This window comes from Mesomycoplasma lagogenitalium (genome assembly GCF_029854295.1).
In the GTDB taxonomy this organism is placed as follows: domain Bacteria; phylum Bacillota_I; class Bacilli_A; order Mycoplasmatales; family Metamycoplasmataceae; genus Mesomycoplasma_A; species Mesomycoplasma_A lagogenitalium.
This window is the reverse complement of the sequence record NZ_CP122979.1, coordinates 276,400-288,898: the sequence shown is the minus strand read 5'-3', so window position 1 is coordinate 288,898 and position 12,499 is coordinate 276,400. Positions and strand designations below refer to the sequence as shown.

The window sequence follows — 12,499 nt, the reverse complement described above, 5'->3', positions numbered from 1 at the left end:
ATAAATTCTAGACGATCTATTGATTTTAATTATAATTTATTTTATTTTAATAATTTCAACATTTGAAAGAAAATCATTAGTTAATTTTTCTGTTCCTAACCACTTTGAAAAAACAGTTCCAATTGCAGCTGAATTAGCTAATTTAAAGGCACTTACTGCATCTTGGTTTAGAAAGTAATTAGCGCTAAAAATAGAAATCATTGTATCACCTGCACCAGTTGCTGAAACTACTTTAATTGGTTTAATAACTGCTTTATAAATTTCATTTTTATCAGTTAATAAATATGCACCATTTTTATCAAGTGAAATAATAACATTTTCAGAACCTAAATTTTGAATAAAATAAAGACTTTCAATTAAATCATTTTCATTTTTAATAGTAAGATTAAAATTTCTTTCCAATTCATCTTTATTTGGTTTTATTAATAATGGTTTATAGTTTAAAAATGTTTTTAAATTTGGTGAATCTATGTCTAAAACAAATTTAATTTGCTTTTGCTTTAATAAATCTAAAATTTCAATAATTAAATTTTCATCAGAAGTACCCATAATTAATAATAAATCATCACTAGTAATTTTATTTAATTCACTAAATAATTTTTCTTTTAATTTTTTATCAATTATTGTTCTTGCACCATTTAATTCAAAATTTGTATTATCACCATAAAACTTTATATTAATTCTTGTACTTTTTTCCGTTTCAATGTTAATTAAATTTAAATTTTCTTTATTAAAAAAAGAAGAAAAAGTATATAAAGTATTTTTATCAAAAAACGTAATTGCTTTAGTTTGAAAATTATGGCGATTTAAAATTATTGAAGCATTAATTCCCTTTCCTCCTGGTAAAAGTGTTGAATTTTGGTACCGATTGACTTGATTTAATTCAAATTGTCCATCTTCAATCAAAAGATCAATTGAAGGTGATAAAGTCAATGTATAAATCATTTTATTTATTTGTTTTTACTGCTTTTTTAGCAAATATTTTTGTTAGTACATAAATTAGTGCTGCTTGAGTTAAAGCACCAATTAAAATTGCCGCTAATCAAATTATGATTCCCACTGCAATTGAAGCACCAAAGTTAGCTACTAAATTTGTTTTTAATAAAAATGCAACAAAAATTCCTCCATGTGGCGCTGCGATTGTAACACCTAAAACTGCTGAAATTAATCCCGCCACAGCTGCACCTACCATATTAGCTGGAATTAAAATTTTTGGTTTTTTGGATGTATAAGGAATTGCTCCTTCACTAATAAATGATAATCCAAAAATAATGTTTGAAATTTTTCCTGCTTCGATTTCTTCTTTTGTTCATAGTTTTTTGTTAATGAACATTGATAATGATATTCCTAATGGAGGAACCATTCCAGCTGCCATTACTGCAGCCATAGAAACCGATGAATGAATTGGACTTTGAGCTAATGTAAGTGTTCCGAAAATATAGGCAGCTTTATTAACTGGACCTCCTAAATCGAATCCCATCATTAATCCTAAAATTATTCCTAATAATCATGCTAAATACGGATTATCTTGCATTAATGATAAAAATAATACTAATCCTAAATTAATAAAAATTAAAATTATATTTACTGCTCAGAAAATAATTGCAATTGTTAATGTTGCAATTAACGGAATAAATAAAATATTTTTTATTCCTTGCATTGTTTTTGGTAAATTTCCAAAAACATATTTTGAAAAAATAATAATCATAAAGGCAGCAAAAAAACCACCACCAATTGCTCCTACAAATCCTGATCCCGTTGATAAAAAGCCACTAGCATCAAAACTTCCATTAGCATTACTAATTGCCGGGCTTAAAAATTGGTATGAATTTGATAATTTTCCGCTCGCAATCGCTCCAACAACAAATCCAGGTAATAATCCTTGTCTTCCTACTATTGCAAAAGTGATATAAGCAGCTAAAATTGGCACAGCTAATCCCATTGCTTGATCACCAATACTTTTAATTATATTAGCAACATAACTATTGCTTCCAAAACTTTGTAAAAATTTTGCTGATTGTACATCGGTTCCTGATGCACTTTCAATTATAATATCAAAAATGAAAGCTAAAGCAATCATTATTCCACCAAAAACAATAAATGGCAACATAAATGAAATTCCAGTCATTAATGAGCGATACATTCTTTTTCCAAATCCATTAAATGAAATTGATTGTTCCTCTTCATTGAGATTATTTTTGGATTTTGAAACATTTAATTTAGTTCCTTTTTTGTCTAAAATTTTTTGAATTTGCTCTTGTGGATTATGAATTGCTTTTTTAGTAGAAATTTCAATTACATTATCTGATAAAGCGAATTTTGATCTTTCAATTTCTCTATCAACCGCAATAATAACTCCTTTAGCATTTTTTATTTCAGCTTCGGTTAAAGCATTTTTAGTACCATCAGCACCTTGGGTTTCTACCTTAATTTTAACATTCATTTTTTGTGCTTGTTCTAATAATTTTTGCTCCGCTAAATAAGTGTGAGCAATTCCTGTTGGACAAGATGTAACAGCAACAACATCATAAACTTGATTAAAATCATTATTTTTTTCAGGTTTTAATGTGGATTGAAATTTACTAATTAACTCTAAAAACTCATCACTAGTTTTTACTTGATTTAATTGCTTAACAAATTCACTGTTAATTAATAATTTTGATAAATTTGCCATTGTTTGTAAATGTGAATTTTCTCTTTCGCTTTTTGAAAAAGCAATTGCAAAAACAAAATTTACTGGTTGATTATCAATAGAATTTCAATTTAAATCCGCTACTCTAGCAAATAATAGTGTGCTATTTTTAATCACATCATCACTCATGTGTGGTATAGCAACTTTATCACCAATACCAGTTGAATCTTGATTTTCTCTAGCTAAAAACGCATTATAAACTGTTTGTTTATCACTACTAAAACCTTTATCAACTAATTCACTAGCAAAAAAATCTAATAATTGTTCTTTAGAATTGAATTTTTTATCTAGATAAATTAGATTTTTATTTTTAAATAAACTTTTAATATCCATTTTTTCCTTTCTGTTTTATAGATAAATTTTAATATATTTTTTTTAATATAAAAGAGATAAAAAAAGAAATAGTAAATATGAATATTAAATAGATTGTTAATATTTTAAAAATTATTTTTTTATTTAATAATTTGTAAATAAAAAAAACCACTGTAAAAATGGTTCAATTTTATAACTAATTAAGTTTATTTAAATTGTTTTTATAAATTAAATTAGCACAATTAACATATGTTCTTAAAAGGGTGGAAGCTCCTAATTTTATGCCTCCATAATATCGAACCACCACTATCAAACTGTTAATTTCATTTTTAGTTTGTAATAAGTTTAATAATGGTTTGCCCGCTGTTCCTCGCGGTTCTTTATCATCTGTCATTCCATAGTGGATAATATCGTTTTCTTTAACTATAAAAGCATAACAAATATGTTTTGCTTTTTTATTTTCTAATCATAAATTTGAAATTATTTTTTTAACTTCTTCTTTTGAAAAAACTTTATAGTAATAGCAATAAAATTTTGATTTTTTAACTTCTAGCAAATTATCCATTATTTAATTTTAAAAAGTAAATTTCCCTCTGCTATTACATGATTTTTCATTTTGTTTAAAACATCTCCTAGAGTAATAACATCAAAATCTTGACGCTCATTAAATTGAATTTTTTGATCTAGTGCATAAACTGTTAATGTATAAACTCCAGTTGGCTCACTAATGTTTGGTAATTTAATTAATCCATAATCATTACTAATAAATCTAAAAACTTCATTACTCATATTAAACATATTTGCGATTTTAGGAGCAAAATGAGAGCCAAATGTATTAATAAAATGAAATTTTTTATTATTTGAATAAAACTGTTCATTTATTTCTTTTGAATTTATAATAATGGTTTCTTGTAAAGTTGGTTCAATATCGGTTTTTACTCAAAAAACAGTTGGCGTTGCAAATGTTTTTACTTCGGCATTTCCTAATAATGCTACTACATAACTTTTTGCTTGTTTTATACTTGTAAATTCTAATGGCATCGATTTAGCAACAAAAAAATTGTTCTCAAGTTTTCCAACATATTCTTGATTTAAATAATTAATGCCGTTTTCTTGATAAATTCCACTAGATCTTACATTAATTTTTTCAAAAATATTATTTTTATAAAAAAACTCTTGATTTTTATCTAATGGAGCATTTAATTGTTCAACACTTTTATTATTGGGTACAATTTGTCCATTTTCTACTTTAAATTTTGTTCGATATAAAAAGGTGTAAATTCCTTGATCGATAACTTTATTATGAATTAAATTTTGGAAATCATCAAAAAATAAAGGTTTAGATGTTTTATTAAAATTTTTAGGTAAAATTGATTCAACATTTAATGCTAAAACACGAAGTTCATAATTATGATCGCTTTCAATTGGAAAAGGTCCGATAAAAACTCCTGGTAAAGCATTTTTATGAACACGATCTAATATGTGATTTTTCGCAAAATGAGTCATTGAATTTTCAAATTGCAAAATATTATCTTTTTCTCTAAAAGAAAAATCTCAATCTAATTTATTTTTTTTCAAATCAGCAATTATTCAGTGAATAAATGGCACTCCAAATGCTTTAGTTGCTTCTTTATCTACAAGAGTTATGGCATATGATTTAGCATTTTTTACTTTTTCTCATTTAATTGGAAAACTAACTGAATTATTTTCATAATTTCCATTTCCATATTGAGTATCTAATACTCCATTTTTTACAGCTTTTATTTTTATTTTCATTTTATAATTTTACCAAATAAAAAAACCTTGCAAGACAAGGTTTTTAAATATTTCAAAAAAATGGTTTATTTATTCAATTTTATTAATATTTCAATAAGTTTTTCTCGCGATAAACTTTCATATCCTGAAATTTGAAATTTCTGAGCAATTTTACGAATTTGTTCAGTAGATAGTGATTGTAATTTTTCGCGGTATTCTTTTGATTTTAAATCTTCTTCTGGCTGATTTTGAACATTTTCTCCAGTCGCACTAGCTGTTTGATTAGGGTTTCTAGTTGCATTTGGACCAAATGCTCCAAAATTTCCAAACATTTTTTCAAAATCACTATTTTTTAACTCTTCAGCTACTTTTTGTGCTCTTTCATAGTTTTCAGCAATTAAAAACATTCTTTTAATTAATTTCACTTTTCTTTGTGGATAAATAGTTAAAAGTGAAATAAGAGTTAAAGTGAATAACATAATTCCTGTTATGCTTTTAAAATTTTCCAATGTTTTTGAAAAATCTTGAAATAAAAGTGTTAAATATGAAATTATGTTCATAAATGAAATTATTGTGAATATAAATAATGTAAATCCGCTTATAAAAGCAAACGACTTATTTTTATAAGATTTATAAACTGTTAAAAAGTAATTAATAACTGTTCAAGAAACTAGTAAAAAGTTTGCTATTGAAAATATCAATGGAGTTGTAAATTGATTTTGAGACATAAGTTCTTTATTATAAGTAACAATTGCTAAAATTCACTGTGTAAAATTTAATAACAAAAATAATGATAGTAAAATACCATATAGAAAGATTCAAATTCTATATTCTTTTTTTTCTTTTTCTCAAAGTTCTGCTTTTAAAAATTCTGGTTTTTGTAAATAAAACATTTTTCCTCCTTATTTTAAAAAATAAATGTAGTTATCTAAATTATAACACTTTTTTTATTTTGGCACTCAAATATTCTAATTGCTAATTTCAAATTCCTTTGGTAGTTCAGTTGTAAATTTAAGATTTTGTCCATTTGGATGGGTAAATTCAATTTCATATGCATGTAATCTTTGGTTAAATTCATCCACTTTTTTATCATAAAGAGGATCTCCGAAAACCGGATGTTTTATATAAGCCATATGGACTCTAATTTGATGAGTTCTTCCTGTTTCTAGTTCACATCTAATTAATGAATATGGCTTATCATTGTAATTAAAATGTTTTTCTAAATAAACATGAGTGATAGCATTTTTGGAATTTTGCTTAATTACACTCATTTTTTGACGATTCATAGGATCTCTTCCAATTGGTAAATCAATATGGGTTATTTCATTTTGAACAAACCCTTCAACTATTGCTTTATATTTTCTTTTTATTAAATGATCTTTTAATTGCTGTGCCAAAAAAGTGTGTGCTTTATTGTTTTTAGCAACTATTAATAATCCCGATGTATCTTTATCAATTCTATGTAAAATTCCAGGTCTCATTTGTCCATTTACATCTGATAGATTTTTTTGAAAATGATATAAAAGCCCATTTACTAATGTGCCTTTTAAATTTCCTGGCGCTGGATGAACAACCATTCCTGATGGTTTATCGATAACTATTAAATCTGAATCTTCATAAACAATTTTTAAATCAATTTTTTCAGGAATAATATCAGTTACTTTAAATGGTATTTCTTTAATTGAAATTACTTGATTTTCACTTACTATAAATTTAGGTTTATTAACAATAATGCTATCATTGATTATTACATTTTTATTTAAAATTAAATCTTTTGCATCATTTCTAGAAATATCTGAATTATCACTAATATACTTATCAATTCTTTCTTTATACTTTACTTCTATAACTAAGGTTTTATTCATAAAATTAATTATATTAAAAATATTAAAAAAATAAAATAATAAATTAATTAAAACTTTCAATATTATTTTATTAATAAAATTAGACACCTAAATGCAAAAATGATTTAAGTGTCTAATAAAATATTTTCTGTAAAAATTATAAATAATATTAGTTTTGTTGAGCTTTAGCTGCTGCTTTTTTGGCTTCTTTTCTAATTTTTTCAACTCTTTTCGCTTTTCTTTCAGCCATTTCTTTTCTTCTAATTTTTCTCATATTTTCCTCCTATGCTTGATTTAATTTATTGAACTTAATTGTTTTAGCTTTATTACTTTTTCTTGGCGCCTGTAATGCTTTGAGAATTGGAGTTGCAACAACATCACTATTTGTAACTCCAATTGCAATTCCTGATTTTCCTTCTTTAAGAAAATCGACTGCTTTAATACCCATTAAAGTTGCTCAAATTCTTTCCTGTGCCGATGGTCTTCCACCTCTTTGAATATATTCTAAGGCCATTGCTCTAGAAATTACATTAGTTTTTTCTTGAACATATGCTGCAATTTCTTTTAAGTTAGGATATATAAACTCACTTACGATTGCAATAACACTTCTTTTACCTTTTTCATATATTTGATTTTTAACAACTTCAGCAATTTCTTCTTTAGTCATAGTTTGTTCATTTGTAATAATAATTTCCGCCCCGGTTGCTAATCCAGAATATAATGCTAAATCACCAGAACCATGACCCATAACTTCAACCATTAAAAATCTATTATGTGAATCGGAAGTGTCTCTAATTTTTTCTACAGCATCAACAATTGTATTTAATGCAGTATCATAACCAATAGTAAAATCACTTGAAGTAATATCGTTATCGATTGTTCCAGGAAGTCCAACAGTTTTAATTCCTAATTCGTGCAATAATTGAGCACCCATATATGAACCGTCGCCACCGATAACAACCAATGCATCAATTCCCATTTTTAAAAGATTATCTTTTGCTTTTTCTCTTGTTTTTAACTCTTTAAATTCTGGAAATCTAGCAGAATAGATGAATGTTCCGCCTTTAGAAACATAGGCATCAACATTGATGTTTTTGGCAGAAACGATATTTCCATAATAAAGTCCTTTATAACCTTCATAAACTAAAAAAGGCTCAATATCGTTAGCTAATGCTTGTTTTACAACAGCTCTAACTGCATTGTTCATACCTGGAGCATCACCACCAGAAGTTAATATAGCAATTTTTTTAATTTTAGTTTCCATTTTTCACCCATTTATTAAATTAATAAATATTATAATAAATTTTTTTAAAAAAAGTAAAATAATTTTATTATTTAGAAAATATTTTATAAAATTAAAAAATATTATATAATTTATGTTATTAAAGGGGTAATACTCAAGAGGCTGAAGAGGACGCATTGCTAACGCGTTAGGGGCTTAACCGCCCGCGCAGGTTCAAATCCTGTTTACCCCGCCATTTTTTTTATTGCTTTTTTTATTTGATATAATTTATTTATGTACAAAGCATTTTTGAAAGATAAAACAAATGAATTTTTTACACTTGAAGATTTGTTAAGTAAAATAAAAGAAGAAGATGGAAATTTAAAAAATTATAAAAAATATAACAAATTTTTATTTTGTGAAAAATGTCCTAATGTAAATTTGGTAGTTGCGTTAATAAGTTAAACACATTAAAGATATAAAAAAAACTACCATTTAATAGTTATTCCTATATTGTAATATAAAGTCCAACACTTATAAAAATTATATATTTTTGAAATATTTTTTTGAAAAAATAATTCGCAATATTACAAATTACCCTCTAATTAGAGGGTTTTTACTATTTTTAAAATATTTGAATTTAAATTAATTAAATAATGTTATCTTATTCGTCGTCATCTTTGATTATTTTCTTATATTAATAACTACTCATTCAATTAAAAATTTTTATTGGCATATTGTTGATTTTTTCTTGTATTTCTAAAATTTCCTTATCAGAAATAGTTGAGAAATCTGTCCCCTTTTTATAAATTCTTCTGATTAGCCCGTTAGAATGTTCATTCGTTCCTCTTTGATACGAAGCATAAGGTTCGCAAAAATAAATTTTACATTTTAATCAACTTGCTAATAATCCATTTTTTTCAAATTCTATTCCATTATCAATTGTTATAGTTTTAACATTTAAATTATTATTTTTAATTAAACTATATAAAACTTGATTTACTTTCATTGGATTTTTAGACTTTATTTTTTGATAATAGTTTTCTCTAGTTTTTCTTTCAGTTAGTGAAACCAAATTTTCAAAACCATTTTCTCTTTTTCCGATAATTAAATCTGCTTCTCAATGACCATATTCCTTTCTTAAATCTACATATTTCAGTCTTGTTCATATCGGAAAAACAAATTTATTTTCAAATTTTGAAAAAATACCCTTCTTTTTTTGCCCTTTTTATAATATTTTCTTAGTTTATCCGTTTTTTTTAATTCTCATCTATTAGATTTAAATCAATTAAAAATTTGTCTACAAGATGGGATTTTTATGTTTGGATAATTTTTCTTAATAAATTGATAAGTCGCTTCAATTCCATGAAAATTTTTATCATATTTACTTACAAAAATTTTAGTAAATTCTTGATATTTATAAAATAAACCAGCATATTTATGATAAGATCTTCTTTTACTTTTTTGGTGTGCTTTATGTGCCAAATTCATCAGAATTTCTTTTCAACTCTCTAGAAATAGTTGATTTATTTCTTTTTAAATTTTGAGCTATTTGACTTATGCTTTTTTTCTCAAAATAAAATAAATAGTTTATTAAATGTCGTTCTTCGTTTATAATATGTTTGTACATTTTTTCTCCCTATTTTTTGGGGAGGATTTTTTTATTTTTCAAATATTTAATTAAATAAAAAATGCAACCCCCTTATTTTAATTTTAAACCAAAACATTTTTTCATTGGTTTAAAGAGTGTTGCACTTTATATTTCAATTTGGGAAAAACTACCAAATGGTAGTTCTTTTATTTTTCTAGATTATCATATTCCAGCACTTTTAAAGTGGCATCATATTCTTCTTTGACCATTTCCAATTTATCATAATTCGATTGACTATTATTAAAAGGTTTTTTTAAGAGATTTTCTAGTTCTGCAAAGGTTTTATCAGTATAGAGTTTACTTTTATATTTTTCCATTTGTTCCTTTTGGTCGGCTAATCTTAACTCTTTTAACCTCACACCCCTAGTGCTACTTTTAAGATTAATATCGACTGTTAAAGGAATAGTTAGAAATTTGGAGATTGGTTGATTTTGATATTCGATATCAAATGACAGTTCTACAATAATATCACCGCCATTAATTTGCCGGTAGGACAATTGGGGGTTTTTAAATTGGAAATCTTGATGTTGATGAGTGAATTCTTGGAGTTTTTGTTCAATAATTGGTCTTAATCTAGTTTCGAGAAATTCTATTCGATGTGCAAAACGGACATCTTCTTTTGAACCATATGGTCGTTCCCTAGGAAAAGTTTTAGAAGAAACATTAAATTCATCCAAAGGATTTTGTGATCTTCAACTGTTAAACTCTTTGATGATTGTTAAAACTTGGTGATAAAACATTTGCTCAGGTTGTAAAGTATCTTCTTTTACTTTCAAATACATATCATAATAGATTTCCCGGTCAGTAGTTAAATATTCAAAAGTTAAATTCTCAGGTTTATATCTGTGAATTTGATTATCAAAAAAGGTTTGTAGATCTTGATATAAACCAATATAAGCCTTTTCAAAGTCATTAAGATGATTAATATTACCCATTAAGTATTTTAGTTCTTTTAAGTTGAGTTTTAACCTTTGCTTTCTATCTTCAAGATAGGCTGGTAATGGTGCTTTTTTAAAGGTGTGCCACATTATTTCCTTTGCTTGTTTATATTCTGAATAATCTGGATAATCACCATATTGAAATTTCATTAAATTAGGTGCTAGTTCCATCGCTCGTTTTCACTCTTCATTATCTAATCTGATTTGTTTTTCAATCTTTGTTTCCTCTTTTGGTGGTTGATTGACTGCACAACTAGCAACTATTGGTAAAGTAGCACTAGTAGCCATTAGTGGTAAAAATAATTTGTATTTAATGTTCATTATGTCTCCTTGATTGTGATACTAGTATTATAACATATAAGACGATAAAAAAGATCCTGCGGTTATATTTCATTCTTTAAAATGTGCAGTTTATTTTTCCAGCTCTGAAGCTATATGTTTAATACCAAAAATTAAAAAAGTTCAACAAGAAGCCAAAGAAAAAAACAAACAAATATTTATAATGTTTTTTTCAAAGTTTACAAAAATTAAAAACAATTTTATAAATTTTAATGTTAAAAATTCAAATTTTTTTTATATTTTTGCTGTTAATGATGATTTTCAAAAATAAACATAAAAAAAGCAAGCTAATTTATGTCTTGCTTTTTTATTATTAATTATTTTATATATAATTTAATTTTTTTATCAATCTCTTTTTCTTTTTCGCTTTGTCTTTTATCTGCTTTATTTTTACCTTTAGCTAATACTAATTCAATTTTTATTTTGCTTCTTTCATTTCAGTAAATTGATAAAGGAACTAGTGTATATCCTTGTTGTTTTTGCTTTAATTCAATTCTTTTTAATTGATTTTTATGCATTAATAATTTTCTAGCTCTTAATTCATCACCTTTAACTGCCATATAAAGTGAAATATGCATATTAGATAAAAATAGTTCACCATTTTTAAAACTAGCAAAAGAACCTTTTAAATTAACGTTTTGAGCACGAATTGATTTTACTTCCCAACCCATAAGAGAGATGCCACATTCATATTTTTCGATAATTTGATAGTCAAAATTAACAATTTTATTTTTTTGAATTAATTTAGGCATCTACTCGGCTTTTAATCCTCGTTTTCATATTTCGCTTATAGCTTGCTTTAAAGTGATATTACCTAAAAGTATTTCGTTTAAAGCGAAAACAATGGGTAAATCAATTTTTTTTCTTTGGGCAATTTCTAAAACTGATTTAATAGCCGTTAATCCTTCAACAGTTAATAAGGTGTTTAAAGCTTCTTTTCCTTTTTTAGCAAATTCTTGACCAAAACTATAATTTCTAGATAAAGGTGAAAGTGCTGTTACTATTAAATCACCAATTCCAGTTAATCCCATTAATGTAATTTCTTTTCCGCCCATTTGTTTATTAAATCTTCTTGCTTCAGCAAGTCCTCTAGTTAATAAAGCTGCAACTGTATTAATTCCATAACCGCTACCAAAAAGCATTCCTGATGCAATTGCTAAAATGTTTTTATAAGCACCGCCAACTTCCGAACCGATTTCATCTTCTTGTAAATAATTTCTAAAATAATCATTGCTAAATAATTTTTGAACTTTTTTAGCATTTTCCATTCCATTTTCAACTAACGAAACAACAGTTAATTGTTCTTTAACTATTTCTTCAGCATGAGATGGACCTAATAAAGAAACTACACCCATTACTTTTTCATTATCTTTTGAAGCTTGTTTTAATCCTTCTTGTAAAGACAAATTACTATTAGGATAAAATCCTTTTGAAACATTAATAATAATAACTTGTGAATTTAAATTTTTTAAAATATCTTTACAAACTGAATCAACAAATTTTGATGGTACTGCTATAACTATATAACTCGCATTATTTAGTGCATATTTTAAATTATCAGTAGTTTGAAAATGTGGTAGTTTTGTGTCTTGAGGAAAATATTTTAAATTTTTACCTTCTTTCAATTGCGAAAGTTCAGTTTTGTCAATTCCATAAATTACAATATTTTTGTATCCAGAATCATAAATAACTTTTGCAACAGCACTTCCCATTGCTCCTGAACCAATTATGGTAATTTTGTTCATT

Annotated in this window: 11 protein-coding genes, 1 tRNA gene and 1 pseudogene; 2 read left to right on the top strand and 11 right to left on the bottom strand. The window is 25.6% G+C overall.

Annotated features, from left to right (window positions below; translation table 4 throughout):
* Positions 1-36: 36 nt before the first annotated feature.
* The 7 genes from QEG99_RS01300 to pfkA form a co-directional block, all read right to left on the bottom strand.
* Positions 37-945: a 1-phosphofructokinase gene (locus tag QEG99_RS01300; RefSeq protein ID WP_280102206.1), complete on the bottom strand. Its 909-nt coding sequence runs from the start codon at positions 943-945 to the stop codon at positions 37-39.
* Position 946: 1 nt separating this feature from the next.
* On the bottom strand, positions 947-3,025 hold the full coding sequence (locus QEG99_RS01295) for a PTS fructose transporter subunit IIABC (protein WP_280102205.1): 2,079 nt from the start codon (positions 3,023-3,025) through the stop codon (positions 947-949).
* A 175-nt stretch (positions 3,026-3,200) separates the two neighbouring features.
* A complete protein-coding gene (locus QEG99_RS01290) occupies positions 3,201-3,569 on the bottom strand; it encodes a YigZ family protein (RefSeq protein ID WP_280102204.1) in 369 nt (122 codons plus the stop codon).
* A complete protein-coding gene (locus tag QEG99_RS01285) occupies positions 3,569-4,780 on the bottom strand; it encodes a YbhB/YbcL family Raf kinase inhibitor-like protein (protein WP_280102203.1) in 1,212 nt (403 codons plus the stop codon). Before QEG99_RS01285 ends, QEG99_RS01290 begins: the two co-directional genes overlap by 1 nt.
* A gap of 65 nt (positions 4,781-4,845) precedes the next feature.
* Positions 4,846-5,652: a hypothetical protein gene (locus tag QEG99_RS01280; protein ID WP_280102202.1), complete on the bottom strand. Its 807-nt coding sequence runs from the start codon at positions 5,650-5,652 to the stop codon at positions 4,846-4,848.
* 75 nt (positions 5,653-5,727) lie between these two features.
* Entirely contained in the window at positions 5,728-6,624 is an 897-nt protein-coding gene (locus QEG99_RS01275) for an RluA family pseudouridine synthase (RefSeq protein WP_280102201.1), read from the bottom strand.
* Positions 6,625-6,886: 262 nt separating this feature from the next.
* Positions 6,887-7,867 (bottom strand): 6-phosphofructokinase, encoded by a 981-nt coding sequence (pfkA, locus tag QEG99_RS01270; protein WP_280102200.1) that lies wholly within the window; start codon positions 7,865-7,867, stop codon positions 6,887-6,889.
* A 123-nt stretch (positions 7,868-7,990) separates the two neighbouring features.
* Between pfkA and QEG99_RS01265 the strand changes: the two genes are divergently transcribed.
* Positions 7,991-8,081 (top strand) — tRNA-Ser (locus QEG99_RS01265).
* Between the two features lie 38 nt (positions 8,082-8,119).
* Positions 8,120-8,290 (top strand): hypothetical protein, encoded by a 171-nt coding sequence (locus QEG99_RS01260; RefSeq protein WP_280102199.1) that lies wholly within the window; start codon positions 8,120-8,122, stop codon positions 8,288-8,290.
* A gap of 232 nt (positions 8,291-8,522) precedes the next feature.
* Here the strand turns inward: QEG99_RS01260 and QEG99_RS04350 are convergent.
* The 4 genes and pseudogenes from QEG99_RS04350 to QEG99_RS01230 all read right to left on the bottom strand — a co-directional run bounded on the left by QEG99_RS04350 (position 8,523) and on the right by QEG99_RS01230 (position 12,498).
* Positions 8,523-9,455, bottom strand: a pseudogene (locus QEG99_RS04350) (IS30 family transposase).
* A 167-nt stretch (positions 9,456-9,622) separates the two neighbouring features.
* The gene (locus QEG99_RS01240) at positions 9,623-10,735 is read right to left on the bottom strand and encodes a hypothetical protein (RefSeq protein ID WP_280102196.1); all 1,113 of its coding nucleotides are present in this window, start codon (positions 10,733-10,735) and stop codon (positions 9,623-9,625) included.
* Between the two features lie 335 nt (positions 10,736-11,070).
* Complete coding sequence (smpB, locus tag QEG99_RS01235; protein ID WP_280102195.1) at positions 11,071-11,505, bottom strand: SsrA-binding protein; 435 nt, start codon at positions 11,503-11,505, stop codon at positions 11,071-11,073.
* The gene (locus tag QEG99_RS01230) at positions 11,506-12,498 is read right to left on the bottom strand and encodes an NAD(P)H-dependent glycerol-3-phosphate dehydrogenase (RefSeq protein ID WP_280102194.1); all 993 of its coding nucleotides are present in this window, start codon (positions 12,496-12,498) and stop codon (positions 11,506-11,508) included.
* Position 12,499: the final 1 nt, after the last annotated feature.